This window comes from Cupriavidus sp. 05L411, from assembly GCF_056398045.1.
Map to the genome: position 1 here is coordinate 151,260 of NZ_JBFTOQ010000003.1, position 17,651 is coordinate 168,910.

Here is a 17,651-nt window from a genome sequence, read left to right on the forward strand (position 1 = left end):
CGGGGAGTTTCTGAAAATAGGTAAAGCTGTCACTGTACGGCCTCAAAGGAGTATTCCATGCCCCCACTAAAGGAGGGGGGGCAGGCGAGGCGTCCTCCTGTTGGCACCATGTTCCATTCCTAGGTCATGACTCACTGTGGGCCAGGCGTGTCAACTTGAAGCGCAGCTTCGATTGAGGACCTCCAGCCGCAATGCCGGTTTCTGCCTCGCGGGCGATATATCGTTCATCTCTTCGGCTCGCGCAGACCACACTAGGAGGACCGTGCTCCTTCATGTATGTTGCTGTGCAACGCAAAATCAAAGCTCTCGTAGATTGCTCGCACCCCTCTTGTGTGGGGGGTGGAGACATCTATCGATGTCTCTCAGCTGCGCTATGCTCGCGGAACGCTCGAATAATGGGACTAAAAGCGAATTCCATGAACGAATTTGATAGCTCCCTTCGACTTCCCTCAGGTTCTCGATTGGTTTCGAATCGCCCGAATTAGGGTAGCTTCTCGTAATGAGTGTGGACCTAAGGAATTGATGACCGAGATTTCCAGGGGGGCGGGATTATGGGCTGGAGCTTTAGAAAAAGTATCAAAGTGGCGCCGGGTGTTCGTATTAACTTCAGCAAGAGCGGCGTAAGCACGTCAATTGGCGGCAGAGGGTTTACCTACAACTCTCGCGGACGTGTCACAGCAAGCATCCCCGGCACCGGAATCCGGTATGCACATCACTTCAATTCTCAAAGGACGTCTCGTCCTATCAATTCCGTGGTCGCAGGTAGCGGTCGTATCGGCGCCACAAGCACCGAGCGCCTATCGAAACGAGAGCAGGCAACCTGGGATTTCGTCTCGATGGTGCAGACTCGGACGTCGACTGCATTGGTGCAGTACTTCATCTCTCACGGCGTGTATGTCGCGGCAGGTGACTTGGGTGAGGCCGTCACCCTGGAGGAGCATCAGCCCGTTCTCGAGACGCTATCACGGGAATTCGAAGTCACCACAAAAGCTATCGGGCTTGCCATTGACATTGGCTCGATTTCGCTCGCCGAGAAAGAGAAGGCGATGCTGGCGGTGTACGATATAGAGAGGAAGTGCGCGGAACATCACGGAACTCATGCTGAGCTGGAAGCCGCGTCAGGCGCGCTCCAGAGTAGCGTTCGTGCGTGGCCGAAACCCCCGGCGTTCATGGCGCCGCTTTTAGCTGGGCTGTTCGGTTGCTCCTTGATGCTTGCCCACATCGTACCAGCCGGTTTGACCCTAGTCGGTTTTGCACTCGCGTTCGGAGGCTATCGCACATTAACGTTCATGCGCAAGAAAGCTGCGGCCACTACGGCGATTGCGGAGACGAACGAGCGGTTTGACTCCCTGGTGACCCTTGAAGTGACACCCCGGCCGGCAGTCACCGAAGGCAACGACTACGTGTCGCAGAAGGCCATCGGGCTTGGGGCGGTGATTTTGGTCGCTGCGGTCTACGTGCTGGCTGTATCTCCACGTCAATCCACTAACAAGAGCGACACTCCTGTACAGGCCGCGACAACTGGGCGGGAAGCGCCGGTGACCGAAACAGCGACTGTGCCTTCCAAGGCAAGTCGTTCAGGTACCGATTTCGGCTGGCTCGTGGGGAAGTATCCGTCGCACGTCGTGAATGACCGCCGCTTTCGTGCGGCCTTCAGAAACATATCGCGCGCTGACTGGGAAAAAATCGCCGAACGTCTTGCCGTGACCAACTCCGCTGGCATCCAATCGAAGAATGGATACATCGTCGCTCAGGGCTGCAAGGCTCATTCTTGTGGCACAGACCAGGCAGCCTTTGCCATCAACGAGGCGACAGGTAAAGGTGACCTTGTGTTCAGCGAAACCCTGACCTCCTCGAGCAACGCCATGGTGAAGGGATACCAGTGGCCAGAGCTACCTATTAGCGAGACTCCTCTGGCCGGCTGGGCACGCGAAAACGGAATGAGTATCGGCACTGAGGTCGCAGCATCAGCTGCACCAACAATGCAGACAAGCTTTGATTGCACGAAGGCGCGCTCAGATGCAGAGCGTCTTATCTGCAGTGACTCGGAACTGGCGGCGGATGATGTGCGGCTTGCGCGTATCTACGCCGAGGCGAAGGCTGCTGCCAAAGACCAGGCTGCCTTTAGGGAGCGGACACGGGCTCAGTGGAACTTCCGCGAGCGGCAGTGTCACGACCGAGAATGCCTAGCGCGTTGGTACGCGGACCAAAAGGTAGTGCTCTCCGAGATTGCAAATACGGGGGATGCTGCCGGGCAGTGACCTAGCTGTATCGGCACCGGCGGCCAGCGGGTCCACTGTGGCGTGGCGACTGCCATACGTCCCCCGATTGAGGGATGGTCGGCTCTCCTGCATGGCCGGACCATCTCCCTGGCACCACGGTGAAAAGGGAGGAGCCACAAGCCTCCCCATACGCTCAAATGTTTGGGGTAGCTGCTTTTACATGGTTCTTGGTTCCCGCAGTATAAAAAAAGCTCGACAAGCGACGTAAGGGCACAGAAAATAGCCACTCTGGCAAGAATGCATAAAAAATCCGGAACGAATATGCGCATCATGAACCGAATTTAATAGCCCTCATGATAGGCATACAAAAAGAACTGCCGTTAGAGCAAGTCGTATCGGACCTGTTCCGCGATTTCAAAGGGGATGAAATCGGCGGTCAACACGCTTCGCGTGGTTTCAACTTCCAGGTATGGCATGCGGTGCTTGAGGCCTTGAAAGCCTACAAAAACGGCGAAGACTATGCTGTCGTCCTCGAATGGCAGCAGGACGTAGCTGTGCTCAACTCTTCGACCGCGCCCACGGCGGTTCGCTTCGTGCAGCTGAAGAAGCACGAGACGGCTACGCATTGGAAGTTGCACCACCTTATCGCCCCCGAGAAGGGTGACGACGCGCCCGCCGCGAACGATGCGGCTACCGACGCGTCACCACCAAGCGACGCGCAGCCTCCTGCGGACGGGAAGCCTGCAAAGAAGCCCCGGAAAACCAAATCCAAAGCGCCGAAGCCGTCTTTCTTAGCGAAGCTCTACGCGCATCGCAGGCGGTTCAAAGAACTGTCGCAGTCGCGGTTGGAGTTCGCGTCGAATGCCAAATACGAGATTCCTGATTCCGCCGGCGCCACGACGATGCTATCGAGCATTGAGCTGATGGGGTTGGATAGCAAGATTCGAGAGGACCTTGAGGAAAAGGTGCGGAGCCAGCTTGGGGTGCCCGCCGACGAGCCAATCGACTTCTCGGATTTTGGTTTGCTTGTCAGTGAATGTCCTATTGCCGACCCGCACAAGCACGTCGCTGGCGAGCTTGCTGAAATGCAGATTGGGAGCGAATTGCAATTGAGTGGCGCGGCCACGATGCTCGCGGTGCTCGTGATAGCCTCCTATGTGCATCAGCGCGCCGGCACAACGCGATTTGCCAAAAATCTTCCGGAGTTGCTTGAACGCGCAGTGACCCGCAGCGATGTTGACACCTATTTGGTTGCTGCGAACGACGCGCGAATCTCCACAGAAGAGCAGGTGCAGGACGTCATCAGCCGGCTGAACGCTGAGTTGGCGCCGTTTGCCCTAGTCAGCAAAATGAAGCGTGAGCTGTCGCGCGCGTGTGTCGAAATCACGAATCGTGCCGGCCCTGTTCCCATGGTGGCAGCGCACCTGAAGGCGCTATACGAGAAAAATTCCGAATACGAGGAGCACCCGAAGGTTGTTGATATCTTCGCGGCATGGTACGAAGACTTTGAGAAATTAGCACTTCCCGACGCGTACCTGTATAAGCGCGAGTACCTGTATTGTCTTATGTCCATGACTATTCAAAATGCAAATCCTATACAGCAACTACCATCTGTTCCGCCTGGTTCGCAATCTGAGGACAAAGAATGAAGCGGACCGTCGTTTATCACGCGCTTTGGCTAGTGTCAGAAAGGGACGAGAGCGCGAGGAAAATCTCGTTCAGCCCCACCCACAACCTACTCGCGGGTGAGAACGAGACTGGCAAATCTCGCATCCTGAAGCATCTTGTGTGGGCGCTCGGCTGCGAGCCGACGGCACGTGATGCTGGCAATTGGGATTCAAACCTTGTCGCAAGCGTTGACCTGAGCATTGACGGTACGCGATACACGTTCACGCGGCGGGGTACCCATCAGCGGGCGGCGTTCGATGCTGAGGGGAAGCTGCTTATCGGCACGGAGAGCGCTTCAGCCTGGGCGAAGTTCTTTGCAGCCCGGTTCGAATTCCCTTTGAAGCTGCAGCGGCATCAGGAGGGGGCGTTTGCGCTTGCCGGGCCTGAATACGCTTTGCTCCCGTTCTATATCGACCAGGAAGGTGGCTGGGGCAGAAAGTGGAGCAACTTCAAGCGCCTGACGCAGTTTGCTCGCTGGGAATTGCCGGTCTTCGAATCATTTACCGGCCTGCGACCGCAGCGATATTTCGAGGCCCAGCTCACGCGCGACGAACTCGCACATCAGCTGAAGGAGGCTCGCGCACAGGCAAAGGTTCAAGCGAAAGCCTATGAACAGGTCAAGGCGATGCTTCCGTCTACGGAAACCAAGCTGGACGAGGCGCTTTTCGCTCAAGAATTGAGGGAAATGTCCGCAAAGGTCGCTGAGCTCGGCAAGGAAGAAGACAAGGTCCGCATGGAGCTTTTCGACGTGGCTCAACAACTCCAGGAGCGGACGGCCGAATTGCGGATGGTCACCCGCGCGGAGCAGGACCTGGTCGAGGATTTGGCCTACCTGACGAGGGTGCCCGATAACGGCAAGCTGGCCTGCCCGACATGCGGCCAAGAGCACGGTGTGACGTTCCGCGCCAGGCTGGACCTGGCGTCCGACGCCAAGGACGCTCATCAACTTGTCCTGAAAGTGCGAGGACAGCTGGAGAAGCTGCGCGACCGTGAAGTGAAGCTTCGTGTCCAGTTGAATCATGTCACTGCCAGAATGGGGCAGCTTCGGTCTTCGATGGAGCGTTACCGAGGGGAGAGCAGTGTTTCTGACATTGTTATCGCGAAAAGTCTGGACACCATCGCGCTCGCTTATGAAAAAACTCGTCGAGACTTGAGGCACCATATCGATGAGCTCGATGAGAATAAGCAGGCGCTGCAAGAGGAGCTCGCGAAGCTGACTGACGAAGACCGTGTAAAGGAAGTTCGCAAGTCATTCAGGGAGTCAGTTAAGTCTCACGCGGACCGGCTGGGCATTGCGGCTGCAGAGATTAAGGGCATCAAAATTGGGGCTCGGCCGGCGATGGCGTCGGGCAGCTCCGGCCCGCGTATCTACTTGGCCATGCACTTGGCGCTGCTCGAAATCAATGCCAAATACGGCAGTGGGCCTCGCTTCCCCTTCATCATCGACACTCCGCGCCAGCAGGGTCTCGACGACAAGAACACGGCGAAGCTCCTAAACGCAATCTACGGCCATACGGCACCTCATCAAATTTTCGTTGCGAATGAGTCTGTGCCTGAGAGTTGGCAGGGGCGTGAACACTGCCGCATCATCAATTTCGAAGAAAAACGCAATGTGTTGCGTGAGTCTGAGTACCGAGTGTGCTTGGAGATGCTTGCTCCGTTGGTACAGGCGATGCAGGAAGCTATCCGCATTGAGCGGGAGGCCGCCGCACAAGATAGCGGTGAGAGTGAAGACGACGATGCAGATGTAGACGCCCCTGTCGTGGATGACAACGAAGACGAGGATGATTGACTTGCCCCCGGTCTTAATGCGGCGTCATGACGGTTATGAGCGGGATTCTCGGCGAGCCTGACAGTAGCTACGTGTGGAGCTATAGCCGCTTCACGGACGTCAAATCGCCGTGCAGAAGCGATGGCTGCGGAATCGATGATGCTGCCGTCGGCACCAGATTCAGCGCGGCGACACGTACTGACCCTGGATGTGCGCAGGTGGCTGGTTCGAAGTCTCTCCCGGAAGATGGCATTTCGCCGGCAAGCGGTTGTTTCCCCATGATGCTGTTCCTCAGTCCCACAACAATGGAAGGCCGCATGCCTCTATGTTTCATGTGCGGCCAGGCCCGATGCGGACCCTCGCTTGTCCCGCTGGATGAGCGGCAGATGTCCATACGCTCTCAATTGCGCAAGTTCTTCCCGCGTCACCTGAGAGACACCCGGGCCGGCAAGCGAGGCGGCTTCGATGCCGAAGGAGCCGCATTTCGTGCGGGTGTATCGAATCCCCGAAGCCGGGGCGACTGATTCCGCTCGCCGCCGCTGCTGCCTCCCAGTCAGCCTCCATAACAACCACACCATCCGCTTCCATCTCGTGCACCTTGCGGTAGCACCAAGGGCAAGACGCCCAATCTCTGTCCAGGATGCCCCCTAGGTCGAAGTGAGGCTCGCGGACCCTGCCGGCCGCACTAGCGTCTTCGTGGGAGCCGCAATGTAGAATATTCGCTCACATCTAAGTCATAAGAAGAAATATGAATATCTCAACCACCTCAGTGTGCGCGAGCGACGGCTCCGTTACTAACCAAGACGCGTACCGTGATTGCGTTACGGCCCTTGAGTTGCAGATTCCTTCTGACCTCGTTACTCGACTAAGAGACGAGATTATTGCTGACTATCACCCAGGCAAAGACGATGAAGAGCGACGCGATTTTGCTTATGGCACTGCATGTCCGCAGATAGTCAAAAATTGCACCAAGGAATGGAGCTCCAATTCAAATAGTCTTCCCCTGGCACAACTGTCAAATTTGGTGGTGCAGGCAATGAACCGGTGGTTTCGTCACGTCGACATGGGAAAGTCGTTTATGCCGCCGCAAATTGCTGTGCGCACGGATGACGACGTTCATTTCGGCCCCCATGTCGATGGATTGACTGATGGTGCGAATACCGAAGTTCCCAACGTTCCATTTGCGGTCGTGGGCATTTATCTTGACGACGTCGCTAAAGAAGAGGACGGCGCGCTTCTATATTGGCCGACGCAGGCGGAGATAGTACGAGAAAAGCTTGCTATGTTTTCCGGACCTCAGCTTGCAAAATCCCTGCTGGAGGTCGGCGAAGCATGCAATGACCTACCAGCGAGCGTGGTATTGGGACGAGCCGGACACGCCTACTTAGTTGGAGGCAACGTTCCACACTGCAATCATCAGCGCAGCGTCGAAGGGAAACGGGTCGCTGTGTACTTCCGCGTGTACGTCAACGCGGGAGCATCCTGAATCGCTTCGTCTCAACCGAGAATTTTGCCTCCGGCATAGAGAGTTACAACAGTCGTAGCTAGCCAGCTGACCGCTGGCTATCGCTTTCGTCCTATAGGGAATATCCTTCGCCCGCAGGCGTAACCGGAGTATGTAGGAGGCCAAGTTCATACCGCGGTGAGCGCTTGTGGCAGAGCAGTGTTGAAATATCGCCGGAGCTGTCTTTCCGCGATACCACCTTCCCAGCTATGTCGGCCAATGATGAAGTTGTCTTCGAGCACGCTGTGCACGTCAGATTTATAGGGCGCGACAAAGACTGCAACACTGCCCGTTGCATCTTGTCCAAGCCATAGTGAAGCGCCGGCTTCGGCTGTTGGCTCTGCCCATGGCTCTTCGTCTTACTTGCTTTTGAACGTGTGCATCACGTTCAGTCGTCTAAACCCTGCGGACATCTGAACCTGGTTGATGATGTCTATAGGCGTGTACCGCGAATTCGCTAATGGCGGAAGGTCGCGATTGGTGCTGATGTAAAGCCCGCCCAACTCAGCGGATGCATCCTCGTTCGTCATGGCAACCTCGAAGACTTGGCGGAAGATTTGCTCGAGTTCTAGCCATGCCACCCTGCATGTAAATGCTCTATCTTGACCGCGAGCAGGTACGTGCGTGCATGCACATGCTGTTTCTTCACCTTGTGGCTCCCGATAGGTCTTCCAGCAGCTTTCTCGCCTGGTCGTATCTTGGGATATCGCTACGCAGCGTTCCGACCAACTCGCTCCAATGCTCGGCGACCTGCCCTCGAATGACATCCTCAGATGGACTGCCAACCGGACGAAATCTCATGAAAGGCACGCCGGCCGTTGCAAACAAGCGGTCCTTGCGCTCGTCTTTCGCAATCTGGCGTTCCGTGTCGTGCCAGGGACTGTCTATACCTTGATGGCTAGCAGGGAGGTATGTCGTGGTCGAAACTACGACGATATCCGCGGGTTTTCGTTCTTTGGAAGAAATGTGGCGGGACTAACCAATGGTCGTTCCAGCAAATCGCCCCCACCCTCGGCGCTCGAGAATCCACCGTTGCAGCCAGTTTTCTAGCAGTAGAAAGCGTTGAAGCGGCGAGTGTCCAAGAGACTCTTCATAGCCCGCTGCAATGATGAGCGCAGTATATTCCCCGCTTGACAGCACTCCAGCTTCGGGCGGCTCTTGGCATTGCATATGCCAGCGCTCCAGCAGGTCGTCAAGTTTTCTGAGAATGTGCTGTTCCCAGTCAGTCAGCATTGTTGATGTGGGAGTGGTTTTCGATAGTTCTACGTTCATCTGTTGCCCTTTTTGGGTGACGTACCAGTGGGGGAACGTAAGTCGTTCCTTTAACCTGTAGCGAGCAAGTGGAAAGAGTATTTTAAAAAATAATCAAGTTTGGTGATGATGTTAAAGGAAGGGTTCATGTCCTGTTTAATGTCATATCGCCAGTTCGACGTCTCGGAGTTTTCGGTAATGTCATCGTTGACGATTCCGAAAGCCATCGCAAACACGTTTTGGCGACGGTATGCAAGTTGCTCTCGCTGGCCGCGTTTGAGTGGGCCCGTCCCGGCGCACTTCACGCTGTCGGATAGAGAGTATGCGGGTGACACTCGGTATTCTCGCGGCGCACTTCATCAAATGAAGCCCTTGGTCAAGTGCGCGAAGCGCGAGGGCGTGGCAGACGCCGCGCTGGGCGTTAACGCGAGCAAGTTCAAGCTCATGCGGAAGGGCTCCTCTATAAAGTTCAATCTCTTGAGAAGGAGTTTTTAAGGCTCTTTTTTTGGGAAGAACTTTTTCGGAGGAGCGAAAGCACCCCCAACCCGGCCGGCAGGCAGGGGACGTGCGACGCATCCAAGCAAAAAACTATTGGAGCATGCGAGTCGCCGTGTCGCTCACACTGGCCAGACTTAGGCGCACACACGACGCCCCAGTCACCCTCTGGCCTACGCACCCAGGTCGCGCCCATGACTTCCCCGCGTTGGCGCACTTCGTGACGGCCGCGGTGGTTTGCCCCCCTCCTCCGTCTCTTGGTATAAGCGCTGCGTTTATATGCGAGGAGAGTGACGGTAGAGAGAAGCTGGCGTTTGCTCAACACCAAAGGCGACGAACGCTTGGATTGTAGGACGGGGATGACGTGGTAAATGCCTCAGAGTCGCAGCTTAGCTTGGCAGAGAGGCGCCGGCCGTTGCCGTTCATGGGCGGAGGACAAAAGCTGTGCGGCGGCGTGATTGGCGAAGACGCTTTGCTGGGTGGACTTTGTCGCGCGTTCCGTCCGCAGCCCAGCTTATATGTCAATACAATGTCGCCGTCATGGTGTGCACCGTTCGGTGACGTGCTTCGCTGGACGTCGCGCCCGTTGGGCAAAAGTCGCCAGCGGGGTTGCTCAGGCCCTGTATGGGCTCTAACCTACCAGCAGGCAGGGTAGGGCGACGAGGTGTAACCAGGCGGACGATGTGGCCCGTTTGCAGGTCCAGCTGGGCGAGCTACCTCGGCAGATTTTCGGGGAAGTGCTAGCCTAGACAAGTCGACGTATAGCGTCGCAGGTGGCTCAGGTGGCGCATGTGGTAAAAGTAGGTGGAAATCTCTGTAACTCCTTGATTTTTCAAGGCTTGTGACGGCCTGCAAAGCCGTACACGGCGGTTCAATTCCGTTCCCCCGCCTCCAGTATTCCGGTCATGGCCAGGGCGATCGCGCCATGCAGCCGGGCGCCGCGATGCTTCGCGCTCCTTTCCATTTCCCTTTGTTCTTTCCCTTTCCCGCCAGGCTATTTTGCCTTGGCCCCGCCTCATTCATTCGGTGGATAAGGCGCTGCTTATGCCGTTTTCCCCGCTGGAACAAGTCGCTCGAATCATGTAGTGTGAAGTCAGCGCAGTCCATCCATGACAACCTCCGCCATCGTGCGTGGCGGGGAGATAATTGCAATGACAAGAGATCTGCGTATCCGCGCCGCACAACCGGCCGATTGGCCGGCAATCGCGGAAGTCCTTGAAGCATGTGGCCTCGCCAGCGACGATCTCGATCCCTCGCTGGCGTTGTTCCATATTGCGGTGCTCGACGGCGGCATTGTCGGTTGCGCCGGCGCCGAAGGCTATGGCGACACCGTGGTCGTGCGCTCGGTCGCGGTATTGCCGCCTTATCGCGATCGCGGCATCGCCTCCCATATGGTTTCCGCCATGCTCATGCGCGCCCGCGCCAACGGCAGCACGCGCGCCGTGTTGCTGAGCGCCAGTTGCCCCAGCTACTTTGCCCGCTACGGCTTCTCGCTGATCTCGGCGGATCGCCTGCCGCCGGAGGTACGCGCGTCGCGCGAGTTCCGGCAGCAAGAAGGCGCGCTGCCGCTATGCATGTGTTGCGAGCTGAAATGATCTACCCGACGAACCAGACCGAACCGACCCAGCCGGCGAGCGCTGTCCCCTTCGATTGCCTGGTCTATATCGGCCGTTTCGAACCCTTGCACAATGGTCACTTCGCCATGTTGCGCCAGGCGCTGGCGCAGGCCAGCACGGTGATCGTGGTGCTGGGTTCCGCCGGCGGCGCCCGCACCGTCAAGAATCCGTTTTCCGCGGATGAGCGTCGCCAGATGATCGAGGGCGCTGTCGCGGCATGGGACGCCGCGCGCGTTGCCGACCTGCGTTTTGTGGCGGTGCGCGACTACTACGAAAGCGCGCGCTGGACGGCGGCGGTGCGCGCCGTGGCGGGCGCGGCGATCGAGGCTTGCGCGCACGGCACGCCGCGCGTTGGCCTGTTCGGGCATTTCAAGGATGCCTCTTCGGGCTACCTGAATGACTTTCCCGGCTGGGAGCTGGTGCCGCAGCCCAGCTTCGGGCAGCTCAACGCCGCCGACGTGCGCCGGCAATGGTTCGAGCAGCAGGGCGGGCTGGAGGGATTGCAGAGCGTGCTGCCGCAGCCGGTGGCCGCCTTCCTGCGCGAGTTCGCCGGGCGCGAAGCGTTTGCGGCCTTGCTGGCCGAGTACCACTTCCTGCAGGACCACAGCCGCCGCTGGGCCGCCGCGCCGTATCCGCCGGTCTTCGTGACCGTGGATGCGGTGGTGCGCTGCTGCGGCCAGGTGCTGCTGATTCGCCGCGGCGGACAGCCCGGCCGCGGCGCCTGGGCGCTGCCCGGCGGTTTCCTGGACCAGCATGAGCGCGTGGCCGACGCGGTGCTGCGCGAGCTCGACGAGGAGACGCGCTTCGGGCTGCCCAAGGCGGCGTTGCAGCAATCCTTGCGCGACCAGGTGTTGTTCGATCATCCCGAGCGCAGCCAGCGCGGGCGCACGCTGACCCACGCTTTCTTCTTCGACCTGCCGCTCGATGCGCTGCCGGCCGTGGCCGCCGCAGACGACGCGGCCGCGGTGCGCTGGGTACCGCAACAGGAGCTGCTGGCGCTGGAAGGGCAGATGTTCGAGGATCACCTGCTGATCCTCGATCGCTTCCTGCACCTGTTCGACGGCGAGGCGCAGCCGGCGGGCTGAGCGGTTCGCCGCCGGGTTCAGTGCCCGCCCAGGTACGCCTGCGCCAGCGCGGGATCCCGCGCCAGTTCGTCCGCCGGCCCGCTGGCCACCACGCGGCCTTCCTCCATCACATAGCCGCGATCGGCCAGCGCCAGTGCCAGCGCGGCCATCTGGTCCACCAGCAAGATGCTGATCGAGGCCTCGCGCAGCTGGTCCAGCGAGGCGAACAGCTCCGCGATCACCTTGGGCGCCAGGCCTAGCGATGGCTCGTCGAGCAGCAACACGCGCGGATTCGACATCAGCGCGCGCCCGATCGCCAGCATCTGCTGCTCGCCGCCGGAGAGCAGGCCGGCACGCTGATGCTGGCGCTCGCGCAGCCGCGGGAAGCGGGTCAGCATGGCTTCGACCCGCTTGACCATTTCCATATGGGACAGCGGACCGGACGGAAACGCGCCCAGCCGCAGGTTGTCGAGCACGGATAGCTCGGGGAACACTTGCCGGCCTTCCGGCACCAGCACCACGCCCATGGCCGCGATGCGCTCGGCGTCCAGCCGCGCCAGGTCCACGCCGTCGAAGGTGATGCCGCCCTGCACCGGGCGGTGCAGGCCAGACAGCGCACGCATCAAGGTGGATTTGCCCGCGCCGTTGGCGCCCAGCAGCGCCACCATCTCGCCTTCGCGGACCTGCAGCGCCACGTCGTGCAGCACTGGCGCTGCGCCGTAGCCCGCGCTGAGCGCATTTACACCCAGCACTTCGCGCAGCGCGTCGGACGGCACCTTGTGCGGGCGGGCGGCCTGGGCGCTGCCCTGCCCGAACACCGTGGCCTCGCCGAGGTAGGCGCGGCGCACGTGCGGATCGCTGCGGATGGCCGCCGGCGTGCCCGCCGCCAGATGCTGGCCGGCATCGATGACGACAATGCCGTCCGACACGTCCATCACCAGCGACATATCGTGCTCGACCAACCCCACCGCAATGCCGCTGTCGGCAATCCTGCGCAGCAACGCACCCAGCCGCGCCTTGTCCTCGCGCGACAGCCCGGCGGCCGGCTCATCGAGCAGCAGCACCGCGGGGCGGGTGGCCAGCGCGCGCGCAATTTCCACCAGGCGCCGGTCCACGTGCGCCAGGTCGGCCGCGCAGGCGTGCGGATCGCCGGCATAGCCGCACGCGGCAAGCAGGTCCAGCGCTTGCTGGCGCACCACCGGCGCGGTGAAGCCCGCGATGCCCAGCAGCGCGCCAAGCCGCCCGCGCCGCAAGGCGATGGCCACATTGTCGGCCGCGCTCATGCCGGCGAACAGCTGCGAGGTCTGGTAGGTGCGGGCGATGCCGTTGCGCGCGCTATGGCAGGCGCCGCGCGCCGGCAGCGCGGCCTGGCCCAGGCTGCGGCCGCCGGCGCGCGGGCGGTAGTAGCCGGACAACAGATTGAGCACCGTGGATTTGCCCGCGCCGTTGGGGCCGATCAGGCTGGTCACCGCGCCGGCGGGCATGTCGAAGGAGAGATCGTCGACCGCGCGCACGCCGCCGAATACCATGGACAAGCCCTGCGCGGCAAGCCCGCGCTGCCGGGCGGCGGCCAGGGCGGGCAAGGCGGGCAAGCTGGCATTGGCCTCTTCCCCTGAGGCACGATGCTGCGCACGGGCGCGTTGCCATAGCCGGCCGACCACACCGGCGATGCCACCTGGCGCAACCCACAGCACCAGCAACAGCAGGCCGCCGAAAAACAGCAGGCGCAGGTTCTCCAGGCTCGACAGCAGCTCCGGCAGCACGCCCACCACTACCGCGCCCAGTACCGGCCCGGCCACCGTGCCCGCGCCGCCGATCATGACCACCAGCACGAACAGGATCGATTGCAGGAAGGAGAACATGCCCGGTGTGACCATGCCCTGCAGCGGCGCGAACAGGCCGCCGGCCAGCCCGGCGAGCGCGGCGGAGAAGGCAAAGCCCACGGTCTTGACCACGAGAGGATCGATGCCGATGGACGCCGCCGCGGTCTCGCTGTCGCGCACCGCGCGCATGGCCGCGCCCCAGGCGCCGCGCGAAATCCGCGCATAGGCCGCGAGGGCAATCGCCAGCACCGCCAGCGCGATCAGCGCGAGTGCGCGCTCGCCGCCATCCACGCCCGGCAGCGAAGGCTGCGCGATGCCCATCAGGCCGTTCTGCCCGCCGGTGAGCGCGCGCCACTCGACCGCGCCGTGCTCCACGATAAAGCCAAAGGCGATGGTCACCATCGCCAGGCCGGGCCCTTTCACGCGCAACGCCGGCAGCGCCAGCAGGGCGCCAGTGACCGCGGCGATCAACGCGCCCACCGGCCACGCCGCCCAGAAGCTCCAGCCGGCCGGGCCGGTGAGGATGGCCACGGTGTACGCGCCAATGGCATAGAAGGCCACGTGGCCGAACGAGATCTGCCCCGTCAGCCCCAGCAGCAGGTTCAGGCCCACGCCGCAGATCGCCAGCATGGCCACCCCGGCGATGACGAAGACGAAGTAGCCGTTGACCAGCAGCGCCGCGGCACCGGCCACGATGAGGGCCAGCGCCATCGCGCTGACCTGCAGCGGCGTGCCCAGGCCCAGCAGCGGTGAGCGCACGCTCGCGGGCGCGGCGTGCGGTGAGGCGGCGCGCGGCGCGCCACCGCGCGTGGATGTCAGCGTGGAATCGTTCATACCTTGCGCACCTCCGCGCGCCCGAACAAGCCGTCAGGCCGCATGGCCAGCAGCAGGATCACCAGGGAGAAGGTGATGATCTGGGTGTAGCCGGAGCCGAGCGAGGCCGTCACCAGCGCCTCCGCCACGCCGAAGATCAGGCCCGCCACCATCACGCCCCAGGCGCTGCCGAGCCCGCCCAGGATGGCAACGGCGAAGGCCTTGAGGCCAAACACCGTGCCCATGTCGGACTGCACGTTGAACAGCGGCGCGATCAGCACGCCGGCGATGCCGGCCAACAGCGTGGACAGCGCAAACGCCGCCGCTACCAGGCGCCGGATCGGAATGCCCATCAGCCGCGCGGCGTCGCGGTTCTGCACCACCGCCAGCATTGCCACGCCCCAGCGCGAGCGGCGCAGCACCAGGTGCAGCACGCCGGCCAGCGCAAGCCCGATCACCGGGATCAGCAATTGCAGCGGATACACCCCGAGGCCCGTGTCGCCGAGCTGCATCGCGGACGTGGCGAGTGGCGAGGGCAGGCTGCGCGGCTCGGTGCCGAAGGTCAGCATCACCACGTTATCGAGCACGATGCCCAGCGCCACCGTGGCCATCAGCCACGCGTTGGAGCCGCGGCTGGCAAACGGGCGCACCGCCAGGAACTCCACCGCCAGCCCGTAAAGCGCGCACAGCGCCAGCGCCAGCACCACCGCCAGCGGCATCGGCCAGCCCAGTGTCTGGGCGAAGGTGTAGGTCAGCACCGCGCCCAGCATCATCGAGCTGCCCTGCGCGAAGTTGACTGTGGCCGAGACCGCGTAGGTAATGTGAAAGCCGAGCGCCATCAGGCCGTACATGCTGCCCAGGCCGAGGCCGCTGATCAGGGCGGAGATCCATAACATGGTGAGTCCTTGTTGCGACGCCAGCATCTTGTTGAAATGGCCTCTTACTTCGCCACCGGCACGATCCGGTTGTCGATGAACTGCGCCCACACGTAGTCGTTCTCGCTGAGCGCGTCGTGCGACTCCGGCGAAAACGGCTTCACATACGTCTTGATCAGGCCTTCATAGCGCTCGATCTTGTAGAAGCCCTCGCGTACCGCGTCGCCCTTGGTCGAGCCTGCGCGCGCGATGGCCAGCGCGGCAAGCTGCGTGGCATCGTAGGCATTGGCCACGCCCACGGCCGGCGTGATGTCGTCCGGGCCCTTGATGTCGCTGTACTTCGCCTTGAGTTCCGTCACCACGCGCGTGCTGACCGGCGAGGGCGAGCCGAAGAAGCTATACGTCTGCACGAAGTGCACGTTCCTGGCATTGGGTCCGGCCAGCTCGGTGAAGCGTCCGCCGGCGGGGCCCCAGTGAGATACCACCGGCACCTTCCAGCCCATGCGGTCCAGCGACTTCACCACCTGCGCCGACGGCCCCACGTTGCCGACCATGAACAGCACGTCGGCACCGGCCGCCTTCAGGCGTCCAAGCTGCGGCACCACGTCCACGTCATTGGCCTCGAACTTCTCGATGCCAGCGGGCTTCATGCCCTTGGCGGACAGCGCCGCCACGATGCCCTTCTCGTTCGATTCGCCCCAGGGATTGTTGACGAGGATCAGGCCGGGCTTGCTGGCATTGAAGCGCTTCTGCGCGTACTGCAGCATGGCCTTGTCCACGACCTCATCGACTGCCGAGACGCGGAAGGCGTAGTTGGGGTTGGCGCCATTGCGCGTGATCGGCGTGCCCGCTGCCCACGGGCCCATGAACGGCACTTTCTCCTGGTTGGCGACCGGCACAATGGCCATCGACACCGGCGTGTCCAGCCCGCCGAACAGTACCGCCACTTTCTCCTTGTAGATCAGCTCGCGCGCGGCCAGCACGCCCTTGGCGGGATTGCCTTCATCGTCGCGCCGCACCAGCTCCAGCTTGCGCCCGCCCAGCAGGCCACCCTTGGCGTTGATCTCGTCGATGGCGATGGTCATGCCGCGCGTGAGCGACTCCCCAGCGCGGGCCGACTGGCCGGACAACGCGGTGACCAGGCCGATCTTGATGGTGTCGGCGGCCAGCGCGGGCAGGGCCGGCAGGGCGCAGGCGGCGGCGATGGCAGCGAGCAGGGCGCGGCGTGAGACGGTGGACATGGCGGTTCTCCGGAAAGGAATGCGGCAAGAGGGAAGGGGTCGGTGATGCGTGGTGTCCCGCTCGCAAGAGCCATGCCATACATCGACAAACCACTCGAATATCGTTCTGCGACAGTGAAATCAATGTGTCTACGATATGGCCTGATTTTTGCGAACAATATGCGTGACAACTTGCATACGATCAACCCGGTGCCATGCCTGCACGATGTCGGTGCCGGATGCCGCCAGATGCCACCGGATGGCGCCAAAGCGGGGCATGGCCGGCGCTGGCGGTTCCCCTGCATTGGCAAAGACGCATTGAGGCAATCCAGAAGATGACGCATAACCCGACCCCTTCCGCCGCCCAGGCACCCGGCGGCCCCCACGGAGCGGCGCCCGGCCCCGAGTACGGGCCGCTGCGCACGCACGGGCGCTTTGGCTACCGGCCCATCACCGATGTGGACGCCTATCGCTGGCCCGGCGGCGCCAACCTCGCGGTCTACCTGGGCTTCAATATCGAGCACTTTGCTTTTGGGGAGGGGCTGGGTGCCAACCTGGGACCGGTCGTGCCCCAGCCCGACGTGCTCAACTACAGCTGGCGCGAGTACGGCAACCGAGTGGGCGTGTGGCGCTGCCTGGAGTTGTTCGATCAGCTGGAGCTGCCGGCCGGCGTGCTGATCAACACCGCGCTCTACGATCATTGCCCCGAGGTGGTCAGCGCTTGCCTGGCACGCGGGGACGAACTGATCGGGCACGGCCACACCAACGCACGCCGGCAGAGCGACCTGGACGAAGCCGGCGAGCGCGCGTTGCTGCTGCATTGCCGCGAGCGCATCGCCGCGCATGCGGGCGCCGCGCCATCGGGCTGGCTGTCGCCCTGGATCGCCGAGACTGCGCTCACGCCCGACCTGCTGGCCGAGACCGGCTACCGCTACACGCTCAACTGGTGCCACGACGACCGCCCGGTGCGCATGGCAACGCGCGGCGGCCCGCTATGGTCGATTCCCTATCCGCAGGAGCTCAACGACATCCCGATGATCGTGGGCCGCCATCTGGACGGCAGCGCTTTCGCCGACATGATCATCGACCAGTTCGACGAAATGCTGGCGCAGGCCTGCCACGCGCGGCATCCGCAACCGCTGGTGATGGGCATTGCCTTGCATCCCTACCTGGTGGGCCAGCCGTATCGCTTGCGCCACCTGCGCCGCGCGCTGGCGCATATCGCCTGCAGCCGCCGGCAGGGCAAGGTGTGGTTCACCACGCCCGGCGCAATCTGCGATCACCTCGAACAGGTGGCGCCGCTGGCCGCCGCTTCGCGCTAACATCATG

11 protein-coding genes are annotated in these 17,651 nt (G+C 61.8%); 7 read left to right on the forward strand and 4 right to left on the reverse strand.

Annotation, left to right across the window (positions count from 1 at the left end; genetic code table 11):
- Positions 1-551 precede the first annotated feature (551 nt).
- The 4 genes from AC1DQR_RS04700 (at position 552) to AC1DQR_RS04715 (ending at position 7,147) form a co-directional block, all read left to right on the forward strand.
- A complete protein-coding gene (locus AC1DQR_RS04700) occupies positions 552-2,261 on the forward strand; it encodes a DUF4236 domain-containing protein (RefSeq protein WP_477132612.1) in 1,710 nt (569 codons plus the stop codon).
- 314 nt (positions 2,262-2,575) lie between these two features.
- Complete coding sequence (locus tag AC1DQR_RS04705) at positions 2,576-3,871, forward strand: dsDNA nuclease domain-containing protein (protein WP_477132613.1); 1,296 nt, start codon at positions 2,576-2,578, stop codon at positions 3,869-3,871.
- Positions 3,868-5,682 (forward strand): ATP-binding protein, encoded by a 1,815-nt coding sequence (locus tag AC1DQR_RS04710; RefSeq protein ID WP_477132614.1) that lies wholly within the window; start codon positions 3,868-3,870, stop codon positions 5,680-5,682. The genes AC1DQR_RS04705 and AC1DQR_RS04710 overlap by 4 nt, the downstream gene beginning before the upstream one ends.
- A gap of 727 nt (positions 5,683-6,409) precedes the next feature.
- Positions 6,410-7,147 carry a hypothetical protein gene (locus AC1DQR_RS04715; protein ID WP_477132615.1) on the forward strand — a complete coding sequence of 246 codons (738 nt, stop codon included), beginning with the start codon at positions 6,410-6,412 and terminating at the stop codon, positions 7,145-7,147.
- A gap of 993 nt (positions 7,148-8,140) precedes the next feature.
- Here AC1DQR_RS04715 and AC1DQR_RS04720 read toward each other — a convergent pair.
- On the reverse strand, positions 8,141-8,437 hold the full coding sequence (locus tag AC1DQR_RS04720) for a hypothetical protein (protein WP_477132616.1): 297 nt from the start codon (positions 8,435-8,437) through the stop codon (positions 8,141-8,143).
- A gap of 1,625 nt (positions 8,438-10,062) precedes the next feature.
- On the opposite strand from AC1DQR_RS04720, the gene AC1DQR_RS04725 reads away from it, so the two are divergent.
- A complete protein-coding gene (locus AC1DQR_RS04725; protein ID WP_416050317.1) occupies positions 10,063-10,506 on the forward strand; it encodes a GNAT family N-acetyltransferase in 444 nt (147 codons plus the stop codon).
- Positions 10,503-11,612, forward strand: a complete 1,110-nt coding sequence (locus tag AC1DQR_RS04730) for a bifunctional nicotinamide-nucleotide adenylyltransferase/Nudix hydroxylase (RefSeq protein WP_416050318.1) — start codon at positions 10,503-10,505, stop codon at positions 11,610-11,612. Before AC1DQR_RS04725 ends, AC1DQR_RS04730 begins: the two co-directional genes overlap by 4 nt.
- Positions 11,613-11,629: 17 nt before the next feature.
- Here the strand turns inward: AC1DQR_RS04730 and AC1DQR_RS04735 are convergent, their stop codons facing one another.
- Genes AC1DQR_RS04735 through AC1DQR_RS04745 form a run of 3 tightly spaced genes read right to left on the reverse strand, consistent with a single transcriptional unit; the run spans position 11,630 to position 16,343 of the window.
- Positions 11,630-14,248, reverse strand: coding sequence for a branched-chain amino acid ABC transporter ATP-binding protein/permease (locus tag AC1DQR_RS04735; RefSeq protein ID WP_477132617.1), 2,619 nt, complete (start codon positions 14,246-14,248; stop codon positions 11,630-11,632).
- Positions 14,245-15,123 carry a branched-chain amino acid ABC transporter permease gene (locus AC1DQR_RS04740; protein ID WP_150992039.1) on the reverse strand — a complete coding sequence of 293 codons (879 nt, stop codon included), beginning with the start codon at positions 15,121-15,123 and terminating at the stop codon, positions 14,245-14,247. The genes AC1DQR_RS04735 and AC1DQR_RS04740 overlap by 4 nt, the downstream gene beginning before the upstream one ends.
- A 44-nt stretch (positions 15,124-15,167) precedes the next feature.
- Positions 15,168-16,343, reverse strand: coding sequence for an ABC transporter substrate-binding protein (locus AC1DQR_RS04745; protein ID WP_416050320.1), 1,176 nt, complete (start codon positions 16,341-16,343; stop codon positions 15,168-15,170).
- A gap of 314 nt (positions 16,344-16,657) precedes the next feature.
- Here AC1DQR_RS04745 and AC1DQR_RS04750 point away from each other — a divergent pair, with 314 nt between their 5' ends.
- A complete protein-coding gene (locus AC1DQR_RS04750) occupies positions 16,658-17,644 on the forward strand; it encodes a polysaccharide deacetylase family protein (RefSeq protein ID WP_416050321.1) in 987 nt (328 codons plus the stop codon).
- The last annotated feature ends 7 nt before the right edge of the window (positions 17,645-17,651 follow it).